At 71.4% G+C, this 21,425-nt stretch carries 22 protein-coding genes; 10 read left to right on the top strand and 12 right to left on the bottom strand.

Features of this window, described 5'->3' with window-relative positions:
* The first annotated feature begins 8 nt into the window (after positions 1-8).
* From IE239_RS32200 to IE239_RS32190, 3 genes are read left to right on the top strand one after another with little or no spacing between them, the layout of a single operon-like run.
* A complete protein-coding gene (locus tag IE239_RS32200) occupies positions 9-311 on the top strand; it encodes a 2Fe-2S iron-sulfur cluster-binding protein (protein ID WP_229878464.1) in 303 nt (100 codons plus the stop codon).
* Between the two features lie 7 nt (positions 312-318).
* Complete coding sequence (locus tag IE239_RS32195) at positions 319-534, top strand: transposase (protein ID WP_190152981.1); 216 nt, start codon at positions 319-321, stop codon at positions 532-534.
* A 4-nt stretch (positions 535-538) separates the two neighbouring features.
* Positions 539-1,570: an NADP-dependent oxidoreductase gene (locus IE239_RS32190; RefSeq protein ID WP_190152980.1), complete on the top strand. Its 1,032-nt coding sequence runs from the start codon at positions 539-541 to the stop codon at positions 1,568-1,570.
* Positions 1,571-1,628: 58 nt separating this feature from the next.
* Here the strand turns inward: IE239_RS32190 and IE239_RS32185 are convergent, their stop codons facing one another.
* From IE239_RS32185 to IE239_RS32170, 4 genes are all read right to left on the bottom strand, one after another.
* The gene (locus IE239_RS32185) at positions 1,629-1,943 is read right to left on the bottom strand and encodes a putative quinol monooxygenase (protein WP_190152979.1); all 315 of its coding nucleotides are present in this window, start codon (positions 1,941-1,943) and stop codon (positions 1,629-1,631) included.
* Between the two features lie 69 nt (positions 1,944-2,012).
* Positions 2,013-3,749, bottom strand: a complete 1,737-nt coding sequence (locus IE239_RS32180) for a PEP-utilizing enzyme (protein WP_190152978.1) — start codon at positions 3,747-3,749, stop codon at positions 2,013-2,015.
* A gap of 31 nt (positions 3,750-3,780) precedes the next feature.
* The gene (locus IE239_RS32175; RefSeq protein ID WP_229878462.1) at positions 3,781-4,605 is read right to left on the bottom strand and encodes an SDR family NAD(P)-dependent oxidoreductase; all 825 of its coding nucleotides are present in this window, start codon (positions 4,603-4,605) and stop codon (positions 3,781-3,783) included.
* Complete coding sequence (locus IE239_RS32170; protein WP_190152977.1) at positions 4,602-5,885, bottom strand: aromatic ring-hydroxylating oxygenase subunit alpha; 1,284 nt, start codon at positions 5,883-5,885, stop codon at positions 4,602-4,604. The genes IE239_RS32175 and IE239_RS32170 overlap by 4 nt, the downstream gene beginning before the upstream one ends.
* 155 nt (positions 5,886-6,040) lie before the next feature.
* Between IE239_RS32170 and IE239_RS32165 the strand changes: the two genes are divergently transcribed.
* The 4 genes from IE239_RS32165 (at position 6,041) to IE239_RS32150 (ending at position 9,978) form a co-directional block, all read left to right on the top strand.
* The gene (locus IE239_RS32165; protein ID WP_229878460.1) at positions 6,041-6,496 is read left to right on the top strand and encodes a VOC family protein; all 456 of its coding nucleotides are present in this window, start codon (positions 6,041-6,043) and stop codon (positions 6,494-6,496) included.
* A 97-nt stretch (positions 6,497-6,593) separates the two neighbouring features.
* Positions 6,594-7,595: a thiamine pyrophosphate-dependent dehydrogenase E1 component subunit alpha gene (locus tag IE239_RS32160; protein WP_229878459.1), complete on the top strand. Its 1,002-nt coding sequence runs from the start codon at positions 6,594-6,596 to the stop codon at positions 7,593-7,595.
* Positions 7,596-7,600: 5 nt separating this feature from the next.
* A complete protein-coding gene (locus IE239_RS32155) occupies positions 7,601-8,626 on the top strand; it encodes an alpha-ketoacid dehydrogenase subunit beta (protein ID WP_190152975.1) in 1,026 nt (341 codons plus the stop codon).
* A 5-nt stretch (positions 8,627-8,631) separates the two neighbouring features.
* Positions 8,632-9,978: a dihydrolipoamide acetyltransferase family protein gene (locus tag IE239_RS32150; RefSeq protein WP_190152974.1), complete on the top strand. Its 1,347-nt coding sequence runs from the start codon at positions 8,632-8,634 to the stop codon at positions 9,976-9,978.
* 8 nt (positions 9,979-9,986) lie between these two features.
* On the opposite strand, the gene IE239_RS32145 is transcribed toward IE239_RS32150, so the two are convergent.
* The gene (locus IE239_RS32145) at positions 9,987-10,592 is read right to left on the bottom strand and encodes a TetR/AcrR family transcriptional regulator (RefSeq protein WP_190152973.1); all 606 of its coding nucleotides are present in this window, start codon (positions 10,590-10,592) and stop codon (positions 9,987-9,989) included.
* Between the two features lie 143 nt (positions 10,593-10,735).
* Here IE239_RS32145 and IE239_RS32140 point away from each other — a divergent pair, with 143 nt between their 5' ends.
* Positions 10,736-11,389, top strand: a complete 654-nt coding sequence (locus IE239_RS32140; protein ID WP_229878457.1) for a TetR/AcrR family transcriptional regulator — start codon at positions 10,736-10,738, stop codon at positions 11,387-11,389.
* Positions 11,390-11,395: 6 nt separating this feature from the next.
* Here IE239_RS32140 and IE239_RS32135 read toward each other — a convergent pair whose 3' ends face one another.
* The 7 genes from IE239_RS32135 to IE239_RS32105 all read right to left on the bottom strand — a co-directional run bounded on the left by IE239_RS32135 (position 11,396) and on the right by IE239_RS32105 (position 18,976).
* Positions 11,396-12,100 carry an SDR family NAD(P)-dependent oxidoreductase gene (locus IE239_RS32135; RefSeq protein WP_190152971.1) on the bottom strand — a complete coding sequence of 235 codons (705 nt, stop codon included), beginning with the start codon at positions 12,098-12,100 and terminating at the stop codon, positions 11,396-11,398.
* 17 nt (positions 12,101-12,117) lie between these two features.
* Positions 12,118-13,272, bottom strand: a complete 1,155-nt coding sequence (locus IE239_RS32130; RefSeq protein ID WP_190152970.1) for a thiolase family protein — start codon at positions 13,270-13,272, stop codon at positions 12,118-12,120.
* Positions 13,269-13,688, bottom strand: coding sequence for a Zn-ribbon domain-containing OB-fold protein (locus IE239_RS32125; RefSeq protein WP_190152969.1), 420 nt, complete (start codon positions 13,686-13,688; stop codon positions 13,269-13,271). Before IE239_RS32125 ends, IE239_RS32130 begins: the two co-directional genes overlap by 4 nt.
* A gap of 18 nt (positions 13,689-13,706) precedes the next feature.
* Positions 13,707-14,825, bottom strand: coding sequence for an acyl-CoA dehydrogenase family protein (locus IE239_RS32120; protein WP_190152968.1), 1,119 nt, complete (start codon positions 14,823-14,825; stop codon positions 13,707-13,709).
* On the bottom strand, positions 14,822-17,416 hold the full coding sequence (locus IE239_RS32115) for a putative PEP-binding protein (RefSeq protein ID WP_190152967.1): 2,595 nt from the start codon (positions 17,414-17,416) through the stop codon (positions 14,822-14,824). Before IE239_RS32115 ends, IE239_RS32120 begins: the two co-directional genes overlap by 4 nt.
* Positions 17,413-18,045, bottom strand: coding sequence for a hypothetical protein (locus tag IE239_RS32110; RefSeq protein WP_229878453.1), 633 nt, complete (start codon positions 18,043-18,045; stop codon positions 17,413-17,415). The genes IE239_RS32115 and IE239_RS32110 overlap by 4 nt, the downstream gene beginning before the upstream one ends.
* A gap of 94 nt (positions 18,046-18,139) precedes the next feature.
* Complete coding sequence (locus IE239_RS32105; RefSeq protein ID WP_190152966.1) at positions 18,140-18,976, bottom strand: enoyl-CoA hydratase/isomerase family protein; 837 nt, start codon at positions 18,974-18,976, stop codon at positions 18,140-18,142.
* Positions 18,977-19,094: 118 nt separating this feature from the next.
* Between IE239_RS32105 and IE239_RS32100 the strand changes: the two genes are divergently transcribed.
* Complete coding sequence (locus IE239_RS32100; protein ID WP_190152965.1) at positions 19,095-20,315, top strand: acyl-CoA dehydrogenase family protein; 1,221 nt, start codon at positions 19,095-19,097, stop codon at positions 20,313-20,315.
* An 894-nt stretch (positions 20,316-21,209) separates the two neighbouring features.
* Positions 21,210-21,425, top strand: a 216-nt coding sequence (locus tag IE239_RS43355; protein ID WP_373308178.1) for a hypothetical protein, incomplete at its 3' end; no start/stop codon positions are given.

The raw sequence follows: 21,425 nt of genomic DNA, 5'->3' as shown, positions 1-21,425 counted from the left end.
CCCACTCCGTGGCGGTCAGACCCCTGGGCGTCGAGCTCGAAGTCCTCGACGGCGAGGACCTGTTCACCGCCGCCCAGCGGCTCGGTTACCGCTGGCCCACCGTCTGCGGCGGCAAGGGCACCTGCCGTACCTGCTTCGTCCAGGTGGAGGACGGCGCAGAGAACTGTTCCCCCGTGGGCCCGTTGGAGCGCGAGGGCATCGAGGCCCTGCCCAGGCCGGTGGACGGCCTGACCCGGCTCGCCTGCCGGCTCAGGGTCGAGGGCCCGGTGACCGTGACCAAGCGCGGCGTCCGCCGCCGAGTGCAGGAGTGAGGCCCCCATGTCCAAGCAAGTGATCCACCCGCTGACCGGGCATGTCTACCGGCTCACCGAGGACGGACTCGTCGAGGTGACCGACCCCAGGACCGGGGCACAGGGCGTCTTCGACTTCCAGGCCCGGTGGCAGTCGGGCGAACTGCGCCACGCCGACCTTCAGATGGCCGGCTGGGTCGGCCGCCTCGCACAGCGGCGCACCCCGCCTCGGCCGGAGGGGTGACGCCGTGTCCCCGCGCACCACCCGCGTGGTCTGTCTGGTACGCCGCCCCGAAAAGGAGCCGGCCCCCGGTGACTTCACCGTCGAGGAACGCCCTCTGCCGCCCCTCGGTGAGGGCCAACTCCTCGTCCGCAACCTCTACATGAGCGTCGACCCGTCCATGCGCGGGCGGCTGGAGAGCACCGAGAAGCACTACACGCACAACTTCACCCCCGGATCACCGCTCGACGGCCGGGCCCTGGGTGTCGTGGAGGAGAGCCGCTGTCCCGGCGTGCCGCCCGGTGTCTATGTCCGCCACCAACTCGGCTGGCGGGAGCGGGCCGTGCTGAACGCGGCGGACACCGACGGAGCCGATCGTATCGACCCGCAACTCGCCCCGCTGCCGACTTGGTTGGGGCTGCTCGGCCAGACCGGATTCACCGCGTACGTGGGCCTGACCCGGGTCGCGGCGCTGCGCCCCGGCGACACCGTCTTCGTGTCGGCGGCGGCCGGGGCCGTCGGCACCGCCGCCGGCCAGTTCGCGCGCCTGCTGGGCGCGGACCGAGTGGTCGGCACCGCCGGCGGACCGGACAAGTGCGCCCTGCTGGTCAAGGAGTTCGGCTACGACGCCGCCGCGGACTACCGTGCCGAGCCGGTGCGCGACTCCCTGGCCCGGATGGCACCCGACGGCATCGACGTCTACTTCGACAACGTCGGCGGAGAGCAGCTCGCCGCCGCCCTGCACGCGCTGCGGACCGGTGGCCGGGTCGCCCTGTGCGGCATGATGTCGCAGTTCGGCGGCGCCCGACGGACCGTGGACATCAACCATTTGATCCAGGCGGTCCTCAAGCGGCTGATGCTGTGCGGTTTCATCGTCCGCGACCACGACGACCTGCGGCCGGAGTTCGAGCAGCAGGTCGCGGGCTGGCTCGCCGAGGGCCGGATCACCACGCGCGAGACGGTGGTGGACGGGCTGGAGAACGCCCCGGGGGCGCTGCTGTCCCTGCTCGGCGGCGGAAACGTCGGCAAAATGCTGGTCAGCCTGGGCGATTCCGGCTGAAACGACACCCTTTTCGGCAGGCTGAAACGGCGCCCCCCGCCCCCGGGGGAGCGCCGTTTCAGCGCAGGGGCTGTGACGCGGCGACGGTGTGGGCCGTCAGGGAGACCTCGACTCGGGTCAGCCCCGCCACGGCCGCCCGGAAGTCCTTGATGTGCGTAGTGGAGAAGTGCTCGTCCAGGGCCTGCCGGCAGGTCCAGTGCTCGAACACCCGGATACGTCGCTCGTCGGTGGGATCGGCGGTCATGGCGTAGTCCAGACAGCCGGGTTCCTGCTCGCGGGTATGCCGGCCAAGCTCGACGAGGGCCTTCAGCATGGTGTCGCGGTCGGCGGGCTCGTAGTCCATCCAGCCGGCGACGATGATTTCCTCAGCCACGGGATTCCTTTGACGGTCGTGCCCGCGGCCCGTCGCCCCGGTGCAGGGGAGCGACGGGCCCGCGGTGCTTCAGATGCCGGGCGGCGCCGAGACGCTGTCCACGGTGACGGTGCCCTGGTCACCGTCGACCGTGATCACCATTCCGTCCCGCAGGCGCTGTGTCCCGCCCTCGACGGAGATGACGGCCGGGATGCCCAGTTCGCGGCAGACCACCACGGCGTGGCTGTTGAGCGCTCCCACGTCCACCACGGCCGCTCCGGCGACCAGGAACAGCGGGGTCCAGGCGGCGTCCGTGATCGGCGCGACCAGCACCTCGCCGGGTTCCAGCGCCTCGCACGAGGCAGGGTCGGTGACCACCCGGACCCGGCCCGTGTAGGTGCCGTGGCTGCCGCCGACACCGCCGAGGACGTCACCCTCGACGGCCGCCTGCGCCTGCTCCTCGGAGCGCCGCGGCCAGGTGCCGATGTCGGTCTGCGCGTCCTCCGCGACGAAGAACGGCGGTTCCAGGTCGTGCAGGGCGGCGTACTCCTCGAGCCGCCGCGCGATGACGGGGCCGAAGGACTCCGGGGCGGCGACATAGTCGTCGAGCTCGGTGTCCAGCAGCATCATCACGTCCTCGGGCCGGGCGAAGAGCCCCGCCTCGACACCGCGGCGACCGAGCTCCCGCACGGCCATGCGGATCTCGTTGACGACGGTGACGCAGTTCGCCTTGGTGCGCTCGCGGGCCGGGATCCACACCTGGGAGGCGTGCATGCCGGCGTCGAACATGGGCTGTGTCTCCTCGGGCAGCACGGCCCGGATCTCCTGCGCCGTCCGCTCGCGCCGTTCGGTCAGCCGTGTCCGGCGGGCGGCCGGGGAGTCGTCGTCGGGACTGTGGCGGATACGGTCGACCAGGGCCAGTGCCTGGACGGGCGCCGCCTCCCAGGACAGCGCGTGGATGTCCCACTCGTTGGGGCCGCGGTCGCCGGACTCGGCCAGGAACTCCTCAAAGGCGTCGCGGAAGGTCTTCACATCGCCGGTCGCCCCGTCGAGGGCCTGCTCCACGGCGCCCGGTCCCCGGTCGAACAGCGCGCTCAGCTCGGCCGAGGCCGCCACCTGGCGGGACAGCGTCCACAGCCCGGTCGAGGGGGAGGCGGAGTCGACATCGCCGAGACCAGCGATCAGGTCGAGCATGGCGCCGGGGCGGTCCACGCTCGCGCACAGCGGGCCGAGGATCGCCGGTCCGACGGACGCGGGCAGCGAGGACTCGACGTGTCGCTGGAAGGTCGTCTCCACCTCGTCCAGCAACGACCGTGCGTACGCCACCAGTTCGGCCTCCGACAGCCGCGTCAGGTCGGGACGCGAGCGGCGCAGTGCGCGCAGACGCTGCCGGTCGGCGTCGGCCTCCGGGAAGCCGCTCTGGCCGAGCATCCGCTGAAGCGTCCCGCCCGCCTTGGCGGTCAGGTCCTCGTCCTGGTCGTCCGGATGCGCCAGGTACACCGGCGTGTCGGAACGCTGTCCGACGAAGGCCGCGTCGATCTGGTCCGCCGTCTGGCCCATACGGATGCCGAACAGCCGCATGTGGGAAAGGTTGAGGTAGAAGTGGCCGCCGAACATGCCGACGAACGGCGGTCGGGGGCCGGCCACCTCCTCCTCGCGGTAGATGCCGAAGCCGACGAAGCCGCGACGCCAGCCTTGCAGGCCCTGCCCCCACACCAGGGTCCAGCCCAGCGGGCTGGCGGGTTCCGGCAGGGTCTCGCCCGCGTTGGCGCGGGTGTAGTGGGGCAGCCGCTCACTGCGCTGCCAGTCCGTGATCCAGCTCTTCATGGCCGAGGTCTCCCGCTGTCCGTACCCGCGCCTACCACTGCGCCGTTCCGCCGTCGACACTGATCAGTGCGCCGGTGATTCCTGCCCCGGCCTCGCTCGCGAGCAGCGAGGCGACCGCCGCGATCTGCTCCACCGTGGTGATCTTCTTGGTGGCGGCGTGCTCGGCGAAGCGGCTCAGCCACTCCTCGTAGCTGACGCCCTCGGCCTCGGCAGCGGCCGGCCCTGCGGCGCGCATCAGGTCGGTGTCGACGGCGCCGGGGCAGATGGCGTTACAGGTGATGCCCTGGGTGCCGTACTCGAAGGCGGTCGCCTTGGTGAGGCCGTGGATCGCGTGCTTGTTGGTGATGTAGTGGCTGATCCCCGGCTTGTTGGCCTGCTTGCCCTCGACGGAGGAGATGTTGATGACGCGGCCCCAGCCGTGCTCCAGCATCTTCGGCAGCGCCCGGCGGGTGCCGTAGAAGTAGCCGTTGACGTTCAGCTTGAGGGCGTCGTGCCACGCGTCATCGCTGAGCTGGTGGATGGGGGCGAAGCCGGAGCTGCCGCCGACGTTGTTGACCCAGATGTCGAGCCGGCCGAAGCGTTCGGCGGCGAAGTCGGCGAGGCCCTCGATGTCCTCCTGGCTGTTGGCGTCGCAGGGGTGGAAGACGGCCCGGTCCCCGGCGCCCATCTCCTCCAGGGCCTGCTTGCCCTTGATCTCGGAACGGCCGCTGATGACGACCGTGGCGCCGTCGGCCAGGAAGGCCTCGGCGATGGCGCGGCCGATGCTGCGCGTGCTGCCCGTGATCACTGCGACACGTCCGTCGAGGCTGCCCGTAGCCACCATGCTGTTCTCCCGCGAGTGTTGTTGGTCCGTCACCTGGTGGCTCTGGCGGCTTGGGGGCCGTCTTCCAGGTGCTGGTGGATGGTGCGGTGCAAGTGCTGGAGTCCGGGCTCGTTGCGTCCGAAGACGAAATCGGTCCCGTCGAGGGCCTTGAGACCCTGCTGGACTCCGTAGGTGGTCGCGTAGTCCTCGTCGCGGACCACCTCGTGGAACCACTCGCCGAATTGGTCGGCGGCCTGGCGCTCCTCCTCGGTGACCGCCGGTTCCCGCAGCAGGATGATCTGCTGGGTCACCGACTCGGTGGCCGTCCGGGGGAGCACCAGGGAGACGGCGATCTTCTGGCGCCAGCCGCCGGCGATCGCGAGGCCCGGGAAGAGCCAGTAGATGGGCCCGACGCAGTCGCCCGGATCGCGCTGGTCCGGGGACAGTTCGACCGCCTGCGCGATGGGGCGCAGGGCCGGTGCGATGCGCTGGTGGGGGCCCCAGGTGTCGTGGGCCATCATGTTGGAGAGGTTCGTCTCGAACACCGTCTTCGGGTGCAGCGAGGCGAAGTGGTACGTCTCCAGATATCCGTCGAGGGTGACCTTCCAGTTGGGACTGGTCAGCTCGCTGGTGGCGTAGTGGTGGCACTCCGCCAGCCGCATACCCTCGAGGAGCGGCTGCAGATCGCCCAGCCAGGCGTCCAGGTCGGGCTCGGCCGCCGAATCCAGCGAGACGAAGACGATCCCCGCCCGCTCCCCGGCCGGAAGCCTGACCAGGCTGCGCCCCTCGCGCGGAACGTCGCCGAAGGTCTTCTCGGCGTAGACGCCCCGCAGTTCGCCGGCCAGGTCGTACGACCACGAGTGGTAAGGGCAGGTGAGCCGCCTCTGCACCCCGCAGCCGGGTTCGAGGAGCTTGGCTCCCCGGTGCCGGCACGCGTTGATCATCGCGTGTACGGCGCCCTGGCGGTCCCGGGTGATCAGCACGGGGATGCCGAGCACGTCGATCGCCTTGTAGGTGTTCGGACCGGGCAGCTCGCAGGACATGGCGAGCGGCAGTGGGACGCTCCGGTGGACGGCGTCCGTCTCGCGTTGCCAGCGGTCGGCGTCGAGGTAGTTGGCGACGGGTTCCGTCCACTGGCCGTCCGCCTCGTGCGTCGTGTTGGCGCGGTAGTGCGCCATCACGCGCTCGACGAGTTCGGCGGCTTCCCGCCGCATCGTCAGGGATGCGGCGTCGGTGGACCGGTCCTGGCTGATCCACGAGGAGTATGCGGGGGCCGAGGGCGGGTTGCGGTCGGCGTCTGTCTCCCGGATCTCCGGCGAACTGGTCTGGACCACGATGTCCTCACAATCCTCCCAGCCGCGAGCCGGTGACCGGCTTCGGAATGCGACAGCTGGGTTGTGTCCGAAACTGCAACAGGACTTAGTGTGGTCTGTCAATAGAAAGTGGCGAAGTTGCGGCTCGATCTCCCGTAGGGGTGGGTGCGATGGTCATGGTCCGACCGTTCGAGGTGGGCCTGGTGGTACGGGACTTGGGGCCGATGGAGCGCTTCTACTGCGACGTGATCGGTTGTCGCCCCGTGCGCCGCTCGCGCGTACCGGTGGCCGTCGGCGGCCCGGCCGGACTGGGCGGCGAGCTGGACGTCGTCCGGCTGCAGGTGCCCTCCGGAGGGTGCGTCAAGCTGATTCTTCCCTCGTCGCCCGCGGTGCCGGCCCTCGTGGCGCATCCGCTGGCCGGACGTGCGGGGCTGTCGTATCTCACCTTCTGCGTCGACAACGTGGACCCCGTGGTGGCCGCACTGGGGGCCGCGGGCGCCAAGCCCTGTCGGGACCCGGTGGTCGTCCGTGCGCACGGTCGGCGGATCACCTTCTGGGCGGATCCGGAGGGCAATGCGGTGGAGCTGGTGGACGACCGGGGCGAGGAGTCGGGTCCGGGGCGTAGTAATTAGAGAACCTGTTCAGTAAGGTGCGTGGTGCTGGTTACTGTAGAGCAACACTAGAAAGTCCACTTCCGTGGCACACCTCCCTCGGGCGAAGGGGCGGACGATGGCTCAGAAGAAGTCGGCCGATGCGGCCGCACACCAGGTATCCGCGCAGGTCATCAGGGATCTGCACGAGCGCATGGTGCGCATCCGGCTGTTCGAGACCGAGGCGGGCAAACTCATGGAGGCCGGCAAGCTGCCCGGCTTCCTGCACCTGTATGTCGGCCAGGAAGCCGTGGCCGCCGGCGTGATGGCGGCCCTGCGCGACGACGACCAGATCACCTCCACCCACCGGGGCCACGGGCACGCCGTGGCCAAGGGCGTCGGCCTCCGCGAGATGTACGCCGAGCTGTACGGGCGCGTCACCGGCGCCTGCCTCGGCCGCGGCGGCAGCATGCACATCAACGACCTCACCCGCGGCATGCTCGGCGCCAACGGCATCGTCGGGGCTGGCGTCCCGATCGCCGTGGGTGCCGCCTTCGCCGCCCGCTACAAGGGCGAGGACAGCGTCGCCGTGACCTTCTTCGGCGACGGCGCCACCAACATCGGTGCCTTCCACGAGGGCGCCAACATGGCAGCGATCCTCGGCCTGCCCGTCGTCTTCGTGTGCGAGAACAACGGCTACGCCGAATTCACGCCACAGTCGAAGCACATGTTGATCAACGACGTGGCCGAGCGGGCCGCCGCCTACGGCATGCCCAGCGTGATCGTCGACGGCATGGACGCGCTCGCCGTCCATCGCGCCGCCACCGACGCCGTCGAACGGGCCCGGTCGGGCGCGGGCCCGATGATGATCGAGGCCAAGACCTACCGCTTCTTCGACCACCAGGGCGTCAAGGGCCTGCGGCACCCCTACCGCTCGGACGAGGAGGTCGCCGAGTGGAAGGCCCGCGACCCCATCGACCTGCTGGAGACCCGGGCCGTCGCCGACGGCACCGCGACCCGCGCGGAGCTGGACGACGTATGGCAGCGCACCCGCGACGAGATCGCCGAGGCCATCGCGTACGCCGAGACGAGCCCGCTGCCCGACCCCGCCGATCTGCTGCTCAACGTCTACTCAGGGTGACCGCCATGACCACCACCACCGAAGCACCGGCCGTCGTCCCGAACGCCGCGGCCCGCAAACTGACCTACGTCAAGGCCTTCAACGAGGGACTCGCCCAGGCCATGCGCGAGGACGAGAACGTCTTCGTCGCCGGCGAGGACGTGGCCGGATACGGCGGCGTCTTCCGCATGTTCGACAACCTGCTCGACGAGTTCGGCCCCCGCCGCATGATCGACACCCCGATCTCCGAAGCCGCCCTCGTCGGCCTCGGCGTGGGCGCCGCCGCCCGGGGCCTGCGCCCCGTCGTCGACCTCATGTTCATGGACTTCATCGGCGTCTGCCTCGACCAGATCGTCAACCAGGCAGCCAAGATGAAGTACATGTTCGGCGGCGCGCTGTCCGTGCCGCTCACCATCACCACCGCCTCCGGAGCCGGCCTCGGCGCCGCGGCCCAGCACAGCCAGAGCCTGGAGGCCTGGCTGGCCCACGTGCCCGGCCTCAAGGTCGTCATGCCGTGCGACGCGTACACCGCCAAGGGCCTCACGGTCTCGGCCATCCGGGACGACAACCCGGTCGTCGTCATGCTCAACAAGGTCCTGCTCGGCAGCACCGGCGAGGTGCCCGAGGAGATCTACGGCATCCCGCTGGGTCAGGCGCACACCGCGCGCCAGGGCAGCGACGTCACCGTGATCGCCCTGGGCCGCATGGTGGGCGAGGCCCTCGCGGCGGCCGACGAACTCGCGGCCGAAGGTGTGGAGATCGAGGTGATCGACCCGCGCACCGTGCAGCCCCTGGACACCGAGACGATGTTCGCCTCCGTCCGCCGCACCAACCGGGTGCTCGTGGTGCACGAGGCCGTCACCTTCGGCGGGCTCGGCGCGGAGATCGCCGCCCAGATCCAGGACGCCGCCTTCGACCATCTGGACGCGCCGGTGCTGCGCATCGGCGCCCCCTTTTCGCCCGTCCCCTTCTCCCCGGTCCTGGAGAAGGCCTACGTGCCCGACCGCGCCCGGATCGTCCAGGGCTGCCGGCGTCTCCTCGAAAGGTCGTGACCGACGTGGCGGTCGAGGTTCTGCTGCCGAAGATCGGCCTGACCATGCAGGAAGGCACGATCGACGAATGGCTCGTGCCCACCGGAGCCGCCGTCGCGGAGGGCGACGCCCTGCTGCGGCTGGCCACCGACAAGGTCGACGTGGACGTCGAGGCGGAGGCCGGGGGACTGTTCCACCCGGTGGTCGCGGCCGGGGCCACCGTCCCGGCCGGGGCCCTCATCGGCTGGCTGCTGGCCGAGGGCGAACAGCCACCGGACCCGGCGGGCACGCCCACGCCGGTCGGGTCGGGGACCACTGCGCCCGCCCCCGACGCCGGCGCGGCGCCCTCCGTGAACAGCACGGGTGAGAAGGGCATCGGTGACCGGCTTCTGTCCTCACCGAACGCCCGGAGGGTCGCCGCGGCTGCCGACGTCGACCTCACCGCCGTACGGGGCACCGGTCCCGGCGGACGGATCGTCTCCGAGGACGTGGAGGACTTCCTCGCGGCCGTGCCCGGCGCCCTCGTCCCGTCGGGCGACACCCCCACCTCACCGCTGGTCCGCAAGCTGGCGAAGGAGCGGGGCATCGATCTCTCCGAGGTGAACGGCACCGGGCCCGGCGGCCGGATCCGCAGGGCGGATCTGGATGGCGTCACTCCGGCGCCCGAAGCCACTCCCGCTCGTCCCAGTGAGGTCATCCCACTCACGGGGATGCGCGGCACCATCGCCCGCAGGATGCACGCCAGCCTCCAGGAGATGGCGCAGCTGACGCACGGCTACGAGGTGCGGATGGACGCCGTGGTGTCCCTGCGGGACCGCCTCAAGGTGGAGTGGGCCGACAGCGACCTGCCGGTGCCCAGCATCAACGACTTCCTGCTGAAGGCCGCGGCCCTGGCCCTGCGCGAGCACCCGCTGCTCAACGCGACGGTGCGGGAGGACGCCATCCATCTCCTCGACGAGATCCACCTGGGCTTCGCGGTGGCGGTTCCGGGCGGCCTGATGGTCCCCGTGATCGAGGACGCGGTGGCGCTGCCGCTGCCCGAGATCGCCCGCCGGTCGAGGTCCCTGGCCCAGGCCGCACGCGAGGGACGGATCTCGCCCGCGCAGCTGGAAGGGGCCACCTTCACGGTCACCTCGCTCGGCGGATACGGCGTCGACTTCTTCACCCCCGTGATCAACCCCGGCAACGTCGCGATCCTCGGGGTGGGCAGGCTCAGGGACGGCGTCGAGTGGGTGGACGACCGGCCGCTGCGCACACGGTTGCTCACCCTCAGCCTCACCTTCGACCACCGTGCCGTCGACGGGGCACCCGCCGCCGAATATCTGCGCACCGTAGGTGAGTTGCTGAGCAAGCCCCTCCGCCTGCTGGTGTGATCCGTGGCCTATGTGGCCGGGTCGGCGATCCGCTCCGCGAGGTTGCCGACCTCGCGGACGAAGGAGCGGTGCCCCAGCGACCGGTAGACGTCGTCACCCCGGACCTGCGAGATCGCCGCGGTCTCCAGCAGCGCCAGCAGGCCCAGGCCGATCACCGCCGCCTCGGCGTCGGAGACCGGCCCGCGCGCCTTGCGGATCAGCCGTACCAGTTCGTCCAGCAGTTCGGTACGGCTCTCCTGGCGCAGTGCCTCCGCATCCTGGCTCATGCCGGCCGACGACACGAAGAAGACGGTGGCGGCGGACCGGTGTTCGCCCAGCCAGGCCAGCAGCGAGGTGATCGCCGCGCCGATGTCCGAACCGGGTTCGTGGGTCTGAGTGAGTGCCTGCAACTGCTCGCGCAGCGCGGCGGCGAACACCCGCATCCCCTCCGCCAGGACCTGGTCCTTGGAGGAGAAGTGGTAGTACACCGCTGCCGAGGTCATCTCCGCACGAGCGGCGATGTCGGCCACCGTCACCTCGTCCGGCGGCTGGGTGGCGAACAGCTCCGTGGCTGCGTCGATCACCCACTGCTTGCGCGACGGACGATGAGCGGCGCGGGTTCCGGAGGTCGTCATGGTGTCAAGTATGCCGGGAGTCAGGTGCTCCGGAGGCACATGCGCAGCAGGAATTATGCCGTCGGGCGGGAGGAGTTACTGGATACAATGGTCAGTACGCAGGGCCCACGGACGCGGGTTCACGGCAGTCGGCAGGGAGCATGATGGCCACCACGAAGAACGGCAAGCAGCCCGCCCACCGGCCCTCGCGGCGGCAGCACATCATCTCCGCCGCCGTGCGGGTGTTCGGCCGCAACGGATTCGCGGAGACCAGCATCCAGGACATCGCGGACGAGGCGCAGGTGGTGCCCACCGCCGTCTACTACCACTTCGACGGCAAAGAGGAGTTGCTCGAACTCGCGATGCGACGGGTCTTCGACCAGCTGAACGCGGTCGTGGAGGCGGCGCGTCCGGAGTCCGAGCCGGGTGATGCGGAGGGCCTGGTCCGCGTCATCGACGCGGTGTGGGACTGGGTGGAGCAGAACCCCGACGAGGCCCGTCTCTACCAGGTCCAGGTGGCCTCCGCCAACGGCAGTGTCAAGGTGCTGCGGGACGAGTTCGAGCAGCGGCACATCCAGCGTGGCTACGACTATCTGCCCGAGGGCGCCACTCGCAGCCCCCGGGCGGCGAAGGCCCGGCACGCGGGGCAGGCGCTCGCGGTCCGCACACTGATCAGCACGACCATGCTCGTCACGGCGCTGCGGGCGGAGGGAGGACCGTTGTCCCAGCTGCCCTCCCGGTCCGTGCTGGAGGCGGTCAGGGCGCTGGCGCTGCGCATCGTCGGCGCCGAGGAGAAGCCGGCCCCGTCCCGGCCCTGAGACGGTTCACCAGGGCAGCGGCCTGCGGTCGGCGAACAGCCTGCCCGTCGTCTCGTCGCCCTCGGGAAGGGTCGCCAGCCAGACCGGCGTGTCGGCCCCCTCGGCCGGACCGCGCGGAGCGGACGGCCCGCCCATGCCGCTGCGTGTCCAGCCGGGGTCGGCGGCGTTGACCAGCACACCCGTGCCGGACAGCTCGGCGGCGAGCATACGGGTCAGGGCATTGAGCGACGCCTTGGAGATCCGGTAGGCGGGGTGCCGCCCGGAGTCCATCAGCGCCAGCGAACCGTAGGAGCTGGTGACGTTCACGACCCGCCCGTAGCCGGCTTCCACCATGCCCGGGACGACGACCTCCGCCATCCGCCAGGCGCCGGTGAGGTTCGTGTCCAGGGTCGCCCGCAGGATGTCCTCGTCGACATATGGGGGCCGCAGTTCCCGGTCCAGGGACACGCCCGCGTTGTTCACCAGCACGTCGATCCCACCGGTCAGCCCCGTCGCTTCTCGGACCGCTTCCGTGACGCTCTTCGCGGACGTCACGTCCAGGGCCAGCGGCAGTGCCGCCGGGCCGATAGCGCGGCACGCCTCCTCGGCGGCCTCCCGTCCTCGCGCCCCGACCAGGACCCGCAGCCCCTGGGCCGCTAGCTGTCGGCACATCTCCAGGCCGATCCCACGTGCCCCGCCGGTCACCAGCGCTGTTCTCCCGCCGTGCCGCATGCTTCGCCCGCCGCCTCTCACACCGTCAGGACCGAGCACGCGCTGATCCCGGGCGCCCCGTACACATGGGTGAAGCCCACCCGGGGAGCGCCCGGCACCTGCACACCGGGCGCCCGGCCCTGCAACTGCCGTACGACTTCATGGAACTGCCGCAGTCCGGAGGCGCCGACGGGCTCTCCGCAGGCCAGGCAGCCGCCGTCGGTGTTGACCGGTATCCGGCCCGTCGGATCGGTCTCCCCGGCGGACAGCAGTTCCTCCTGCTCGCCGTGACCGCACAGCCCGGTCTCCGCCAGGTGGATCAGCTCCGAGCCGCTGTCGGTGTCCTGCAACTGGGCGACCTGCACGTCCGCGGGCCGCACCCCTGCCCCGCGGAAGGCAGCCTCCGCGGCGTCGACGCTGGGGCTGTGGTGCGGTCCCGGCGGCAGCCAGGGCGAGAACACCTCGAAAGAACCGAACCGCCGGGTCCGGAAGGCCAACGACGCCAGCCTGACCGGTTGTTCACACAGGTCGAAGGCGCGGTCGCCGCGCGCCAGCACCAGCGCCGCCGCGCCCTGTCCGGGGGAACAGAACATGTACTGGGTGAGCGGGGGACTGACCTCGGCCGAGTCCAGGATCTCCTGCTCCGTCAGCGGCTTGCGCCGCCAGGCCAGCGGGTGGTCGGAGCCGTTGCGGAAGGCCCGCGCGGCGACCATCGCCAGCGCCCGCTCCGAGATCCCGTGCTCGTACAGGTACCGCTGGGTCTTGAGGGCGAAGAACTGGGTGGTGAGCATCATGCCGGTCTCGGCGTACCAGTCGCCCAGACCGTAGCGGGCCGCGGAGACGTGGAACGCGCCCCGCTCGTGCTTGTCGAACCCGACTGCCAGTCCAAGGGAGGCCTCGCCCGCGCGCAGCGCGTTGGCCACCGCGAGCACGGTGGAGGCACCGGTCGCGCAGCCGTTCTGCACATTGACGAAGGGCACACCGGTCAGGCCCAGCCGGCCCACCAGTGTGTCGGGCTTTCCGGACACGTCGGAGCCGCCGGCCGCGTAGCCGATGTCCTCCCAGGCGACACCGGCGTCGGCCAGCGCCTCGCGTATCGCCCGCTCGGCCATGTCCATGCCGGTGACGCTCTCGTCGCGGCCGAAGGGATGCATCCCGCACCCGACCACGTACACCTCGTCGGTCCCGCTCATCGCTCCCCGTCCAGGTCCGGACGGAACGCGAAGGTCACGACCTCGGTTCCGTCCTCGTCCCGGTACGCGGGCACCGTGGTGAGCCGGACCGGCAGACCGATCCGTATCTCCGCGCGGGGAACCGCCAGCAGCGCCTCGACCAGCACCTCACCGAGGTCCACATAGCCCACGTGGTAGGGCCGGTGGCCGCCGGACGGCGGGCGGTACGGCGGCTTCGGCGCAAAGGCCTGGAGCGTCCACGACCACACGCGCCCGCTCACCGGCAGCACATGCGCGGACATGGCTCCGTCGGAACACTTGGGGCACGAGTCCTGCCGGGGAAAGACGACGGTGCCGCATCCGGAGCAGCGCGCGCCCGCGAGACGCGGTGGGTCCCCGTCGTCGAACAGCACCTCGTCGATGAGTCTGGTGGTCATGCCGTTCCGCCTTCCACGTCACCAGCCCAGCAGCCCGGCCAGCCGTTCCCGATGGTGTGCGGCGCCGCCCAGCAGGACGGCGTCGGACTGGGCGCGCCGGAAGTACAGGTGTGCGTCGTGCTCCCAGGTGAAGCCCATGCCGCCGTGCAGCTGCACGCACTCGGCGGCGACGGACACGAACGCCTCGCCGCACCACGCCTGCGCCACCGCCGCCGCCTCGGCCAGCGCCTCTGGCGAGCCGGCCGCCCGCACCGCGCGCACCACGGCCGACCGTGCGGCCTCGACCTGGAGCAGCATGTCGGCACAGGTGTGCTTGACCGCCTGGAAGCCGCCGATCGCCCTGCCGAACTGGGTACGGTCGCGCACATGGGCCACCGTCATGTCCAACGCGGCCTGCGCTCCGCCCAGTTGCTCGGCGGCCAGAGCCACCAGCGCCACATCCAGGGCGCGGGAGACGACGTCCGCCCCCTCGCCGCCGGCGGTCAGTGCCCGGGCCCGGGCACCGGAGAAGGTGACCACCGCCTGGCCCCGGCTGAGGTCCAGGGTCGGTACCCGGCGCACCGTGACCCCCGCCTCGCGCGGGTCGGCGAGGTAGAGGTCCACGCCGTCGGCGCCGGCCGCGGCCACCACCAGCGTTTCGGCGTCGGCGCCGTCGAGGACGAACGGCGCGGTGCCGTCGAGCAGCGGCACGCTGCCCTGCCAGGAGACGGCCACCGGCACGGCCTCGGACCGCCACGCTCCGTCGGGGGCCGCCACCGCCAGGGCGTGCACCGTGCCCTCGGCCAATTCGGCCAGTGCCCTGTCGGCGGTGCCGCAGCCGGCCAGCACCTGGCCGGCGAGCACGGTGGAGGACAGCAGCGGTACTGGCGCCAGCGCCCTGCCCAACTCCTCGCAGACCACAGCGATCTCGGCGAGCCCGCCCATGCCGCCAGCCGACTCGGACAGCCCGAGGGCCGCGAGGCCGACCTGCCGGCCGAGGGTGTCCCACAACTCGGCGTCGACGCCGGGGGTGTGCTCGGACATGCGGCGTACGGAGGCGGTCCCGCCGGCGTCCGCGCACACCGACCGAACGGTCTCGCGCAGGTCGTCCAGTTCGGTGTCCGACAGGGCGGCGCCGTCCGTCACGGTGCTCGTCATCGTGTGCTCCCGCTCTCGTCGCGCCGCTCCCGCAGGGCACTGTGCGCGGCCGCCATTCGGGCCACCGGCACGCGGTGCGCGGAACAGGAGACGTAGTCGAGGCCGAGGTCGTCGCAGAACGCGATCGACTCCGGGTCCCCGCCGTGCTCACCGCACACGCCTAGCTTGATGCCGGGCCGTACGCTCCGCGCCCGCTGCGCCGCCAGGTCGATCAGGGAGCCCACCCCGTGCGGGTCGAGCCGGGCGAACGGGCTGGCGGTCAGGAACCCGCGCTCCTGGTAGTTGGCGAGCACCTGGCGCTCGACGTCGTCCCGCGAGAATCCGTAGGTGAGCTGAGTGAGGTCGTTGGTGCCGAAGGAGAAGAACTCGGCGTGCTCGGCGAGTTCGCCGGCCAGCAGCGCGGCCCGCGGGGTCTCGATCATCGTGCCGAGCCGGTACGGGACCTCCACTCCGGTCCGGGCGGCGACCGCGTCGGCGGCACCGCGCACGTACGCGGCCGCGGCGGCCAGTTCCTCCGGCAGGCTGACGAGCGGGATCATCACCTCCAGCTCCGGGCGGACCCCGGTGGCGGCGACATCGGCCCAGGCGGTGAAGAGTGCCTCGGCCTGCGCCGGGTAGAGCCGCTCGTGCAGCAGCGCCAGCCGCACCCCGCGCAGCCCGAGCATCGGGTTCGCCTCGCGCAGTGCGGCGGCCCGCTGCTCCTCGGCGGCGTCCAGGGCCTCTCCGGGGGCGGGCAGGAACTCGTGCAGCGGGGCGTCCAGCAGGCGCACGGTCACCGGGCGGTTTCCGACCGCCGCCAGCAGAGCCCTGAAGTCCTCGTGCTGGGCGTGCTCCAGCGCCAGCAGTGCCTCGTCGCGGGCCGTCGGGTCGGCGGCCAGGATCACCCGGCGGATCAGCGGCAGCCGCTCGCCGAGGAACTGGTGCTCCGTACGGCACAGGCCGACACCCTCAGCGCCCAGGGCGACGGCGGTGCTCACCTCCGCGGCCGTGTCGGCGTTGACCCGCACACCAAGCCGTCGTATGCCGTCCGCCCACTGCAGCAGGGTGGACAGTTCGGGCGGCGGTCCGGCGACACTGACGCTCAGCGTCCCCGCGTAGACGGCGCCGGTGCGGCCGTCCAGAGAGACGGTGTCGCCCTCGCGCAGCACCCGGTCCCCGATCCGCACCGTCCCGGCTGACCGGTCCACGCGCAGCCCCTCGGCACCGCACACCGCGGGCTTGCCGGCGCCCCGCGCCACCACGGCGGCGTGCGAGGCGATGCCTCCGCTGCCGGTCAGCACGGCGACGGAGGCCAGCATCCCGGGGACGTCCGCCGGGTTCGTCTCGGCAGCCACGAGCACGACCCGAGTGCCGTCCGCGGCCAGTTCGAGGGCACGCTCGCTGGACAGCGCGACCGCTCCGGTCGCCGCCCCCGGGGATGCGGGCAGCCCCTTCACCAGGAGCTCCTCCCCGCCGGTCAGCCGGAGTTGGGGGTGCAGCAGTTCCTGCACCTGCGCGGGGGTGATGCGCCGTACGGCCTGCTCGCGGCCCAGCGCCCCGTCCCGAGCCAGGTCCGCGGCCAGGCACACCGACGCCCGAAGCGGCGGGCGCAGTTGCGCCGAGGCGGCGAGCAGGGAGATCTCGTCGTCGCGTACCTCGAATTCGACGGACACCGGCGCGTGCAGATGACGCTCAAGGGTGAGCAGGGAGTGCTCCAGCAGCGCGGTTCCGCCCGCGAGCCCCTCCAGCGGTTCACCGGTGTGGGGCGGCGGGGCGCTGCGGCGCACTCCACGGAAGAAGGAACCCTGCGGGGAGAGGCGCCCGGTCTCGGGGTGGCGGCTGACCGCCGTGCCGTGGCCCGAGTGGTCCGCTGGGCCGATGCGCAGTGCCTGCACGTGCAGGGCGACGGCGAGATCGGCGGGGAGTCGCTGGGCCCGGCGGGACCTTCTCGCGCGCGGCGAGTCCCATCGGCCGAGGAGGGCGCGGGCGGCCAGTGCGAGCTGCTGTGCCGGGTCGTCGGGGAAGGGCCCGGAACCGTGCTGCGCCACCAGAGCCAGCAGTGCTTCGACCCGTTCCCGCGGCTCGGGCGTGTCGAGGAGGGCGTCGTCGAGCACCGCCCCCGGGACGTCCAGGGCGTACTCGGCGATCATCCGCACGGTGGCGGCCCACACCTCGTGCAGTGCCTCCGCGCGACCGATGACGGCGCACAGGTCGCTTGCATTGCCGGGCGTCACGCCGAGACACGCAAGGTCGGGCGGCAGCCCGGCGATCTCGGTCGGAGCACTCGCCGACAGGCGCAGCAGCAGCGGCCGGGTCGGGTCGCCGATCCGCCGTCCCGAGAGCTGTTCGACCAGATCGACGGCGGATCTCGCGGTGTCGGGTTCGCACAGGGACGCGGAGGCGTCGGCGGGCACGGTGAGGCCCGGCACGACCGGCAGCCCGAGGGCCACCAGCCGGTCCATTGCTGCGCCGTGCGCGCCCAGTTCAGCGGCGTCGAGGCCCCGGATCCGTCCCTGCCCGTAGGGCACCAGGCTCAGGCCGGGGGTCTCGGAAGGTGTACGGGAGGCCTCGGACTGTGCCGGCGGGCCCGCCTCGCGGTCGGTGACGCTCAATCCCGGCTCCTTGTGACCAGCTCTTCTTCGCGGGCCTCGTCCTGGGCCCGGCTGATGCCGAGCACCAGCAGTAGTTCCTGGTGCAGCCGCATCCACACGGTGTGGTACGAGTCGCACAGCGGCGAGGCCAGCCACTCCAGCGAGCCCTCGTCGAAGTGGTCGAGGGCTTCCTCGAGGGCCGTGAGGTAGCGCCCGCTGCCCGCGAGCACCCGTTCCAGCCTGCGCAGCACGGGCTGGATGGCCTCGTGCACGTCTTCCAGCGACTCGCGCACCCCGGCGTCGTAGCCGCTGTCGGTGTGGTCGTTGACGGTTCCGTCGGGGCGGCACTGCCAGGCCGTGCACACGTCGCGGATCTTCCGGTTGACCGGCAGGAAGGCCTCGTACGCCGCGGTGATCCGCTCCTCCTGCTCGGATCCCGCGGCTACCCGCAGGATCCGCGAGGCGGTGGCCTTGGCACGCTCGGTCGGCAGCACCACCGGCCCCTTCACCATCGCCAGCCCCGCGTCGACCAGGGGGCGGTGCTCGGACTCGGGCCGGCCGCGCCACATGCCACGCAGAACGAGGTCGACGACGGCTTCGGTGAGAGTCTCGTCGGGAGCGTCCGGAAGGTCCACGGCAGCAGATTGCATCGCCACACCTTTTCCCCGGTTCAGTGGTGACCGGTTCCTCGGTTCTGTGTTGCCCGGAGGTTACGCTCCGGGCGGGGTGTTAGTGAAGAGGGATTCAAGAAACGCTTTCGGGTTCCCTGGCCCCGGTCCCGCTGTCACCCGCCTTCGAGCGGCCCCGGGCGGCGAGGAAGGACGCCATGCGGTCCTGTGCCTCCCTGCCGTCCGCCAGCAAGGCGATCAGCCGCGCCTCTTCGGCGAGGTGACGGCGCAGCTCTTCACCGGCACCGGCGCGCAGCAGACCCTTCGCGGCGCGCAGCGCGCCACCGGCGCCGGCAGCCAGACCTGCGGCGGTCCGGTGCGCCGCGTCGTCCAGTTCCACCTCGTCCACGGACCGGGAGACCAGGCCCAACCGTTCGGCGTCGTCGCCGGTCAGGACCCGATTGGTGAGGATCAGGTCCGCCGCCAGGCGGGGACCCGCCAGGCGCGGCAGGAACCACGAGGCCCCGCAGTCCGGCGTGAGCCCGATCGCCGTGTACGCCAGCCGGAAGCGCGCGGACCGCGCCGCCAGGACGATGTCACCCACCAGGGCGAGACCGATCCCGCCGCCCGCGGCCGCGCCGCGCACGGCGGTCACCACGGGCACCGGCAGGTCGTGCAGGGCCTGTATCGCGGTGTGCGCGGCGGTCGCCACGGCGTGCACATAGGCACCGGTCTCCGTGCCGCGACCGGCGAAGGCGCGCAGGTCACCGCCCACGCAGAAGCTGCCGCCCGCCGCCCGCAGCAGGACCGCGCCACCCGGGTCCGCCGCCACCTGGGCGGTCGTGTCCCGCAGTGCCTCCGCGGTCCTGAGGTCCAGGGCGTTGCCCCGCCCGGGATCGTCCAGTCTCACCTCGACGACACCGTCGGGGTGGCGCACGATCCGGACCGGCTCGGCGCTCGCGGGGAGGCTCATGGCTTTCTCCTGTCGTCTTCCCGTCGCCGGGTGCCTCCCGGCAAGATACTGAAGACGCTGTACAGTTTCTAGGACGCGACGGGCGCCGATGCCTGTACGCCTGTCAGCGGGAGGTCCCGTGCCCATCCAGTTCGATGTAGATCCGCCTGTTGCCCAACTCGTCGCGTCCACCGCTGAGTTCGTACGCGAGGTGGTGATCCCGGCCGAGCGCGAGTGCGGCGGGTCCGTGCACGACGCTCCAGAGGCCCTGCGGCAAGCCCTGCAGAAAGGTGCGCGTGAGGCGGGTGTGTTCGCTCCGCATGTGCCGACGTCGTGGGGCGGCCACGGGCTCGACCTGCGCGGACAGGCTGTGGTGTTCGAAGCGGCGGGCTACTCGCTGCTCGGACCACTGGCGCTGAACTGCGCGGCCCCGGACGAGGGCAACATGCACCTGCTGGAGAAGGTGGCCACAGAAGAGCAGAAGCAGAAGTACCTGCGGCCGCTCGCCGCGGGCGAGACACGATCCTGCTTCGCCATGACCGAACCGGCGCCCGGGGCGGGTGCCGATCCCCGCTCCTTGCGGACCACCGCGACCCGGGTCCCCGGTGGCTGGCGCATCGACGGCCGCAAGTGGTTCATCACCGGGGCCGACGGGGCCGGCTTCGCCATCGTCATGGCCCGCACCTCCGGCAGTCCCGGCGACCCGGGTGGCGCCACCATGTTCCTGGTCGACGCCGACACCCCCGGCATGCGCATCGTCCGGACCATCGAGACGCTGGACGAGTCGCTCTTCGCGGGGCACAGCGAGATCGTCTTCGAGGAGTGCGTGGTGGGGGAGGAGCAGGTGCTCGGCGCGGTGGACCGCGGTTTCGACGGCGCCCAGGTCCGGCTCGGTCCCGCCCGGCTGACCCACTGCATGCGCTGGCTGGGAGCCGCGCGCCGCGCCCAGGAAGTGGCACTGGAGCGGGCGGGCAGCCGGACCGCGTTCGGCTCGGTGTTGGGTGACCTCGGCATGGTCCAGCAGATGCTGGCCGACTCCGAGATCGACATCGAGGCGAGCCGCGCGCTGATCCTGCGTACCGCCTGGGAGTTGGACACCGGCTCCGCCGCCGCCGTGCAACTCACCTCCGTGTCGAAGACTTTCGTGGCGGAGGCGGTGAACCGGGTGGTGGACCGGGCGGTGCAGATCTGCGGAGCGCTCGGCATCTCGGCAGCCGACGCCCCGCTGGCCCGTCTGCTCAGGGAGGTGCGGCCGTTCCGGATCTACGACGGCCCTTCGGAGACGCACCGATTCGCCATTGCGCGCCGCGCGGTGCGGCCCTACCGACAGCCGCGAACCGGTGCCGCCGACGGCTCATGACGGCGTCGCCGTGGGAGGCGTTCCGGGCCTGTCCCGCCCGGGATGATCCATGGGTCAGGCGATGTCCCGCGGCGCAGCCCGGACCGCGTGATTCTGTGCGCCGGACGGGCCGTCGACTTCTCGCGACCACGTCGACTGTGAAGCCGTGAGTCGGCGCGGTTCGGTGGCGGTGCTGGTCTGGTGCTGACTTTCAGGCTGCCCGGGAGGCAAATCCGCAGGTCCTAGCTCCGATCGGATGAGTCGTCGTACCACTCGACGGTGGTGCCGATGAGGCTGGCGGCGACGATGCGCTTGAGGTTGTTCGGGGCCGGTGGAGCGGTTGCGGGCGACGACATCGGCACCACTTCCTGGGGTGTGACGGGGACGTTTGCGTGTCGCCACACCGTAGGAATCCGCAGGTCAGGCGCACATGTGGCGGGGCGACATAGTTCGGGGGCCAGCTATGCGTGCGGCCACCATGCCGGCTCGTGGAAAGGCGGTTCAGGGGAGCGACGGTGGTCGAAACGAGTGCCGTCCGGGACGCGCAGTCCAGGGTGATTTGACGGTGCGGTGCTGACTCCCGTGTTGGTTTGGTGCTGACTAAAAGCCCACGTCATCACCTGTGCTCACCCCTCCCGTGCTGACTTGGTGCTGACTACGGTCCGTTGAACTCGGACGTCTTGGGGCTGATCGGATCAGCGCCGTTGCGCGATAGGCGACCGGACCTTGACCCCGGATCCTGAACACGGGATATGAGGCTGGTGCCAGCGCAGTTGGTGTGTGCTGGAGGGCGTTCTCGTAGGCGATCGGTGATCGTTGTCCGAGGCGTGAGTGTCGGCGTCGGGTGTTGTAGCGGTGGAGCCATCTGAAGGCGTCGAGTCGGGCAAGCTCTTTTGCCCTTGCAGGGTCTCCTGTTTGAAGGTCGCGTCGAAGGACTCGGCGAGGGCGTTGTCGGCGCTGGACCCGAACGCGCTCATGCTCCGCCGAACCCCTGCTGACGTGCAGGCTTCGGCGAAAGTCCTGCTCGTGTACTGGGCGGATTCAATCGGTCGTCGCAACACCTTCGTGAGCTGGGGGTTTGTGATGGGTGTAGGGAATCGGCAGCGGGCGGTGCGGGAGTATCGCGGGCAG

The sequence above is a fragment of the Streptomyces humidus genome, from assembly GCF_014649655.1.
Classification (GTDB): Bacteria; Actinomycetota; Actinomycetes; order Streptomycetales; family Streptomycetaceae; genus Streptomyces; species Streptomyces humidus.
The sequence above is the reverse complement of the archived record's forward strand: the minus strand, read 5'-3'. Positions and strand labels throughout refer to the sequence as shown.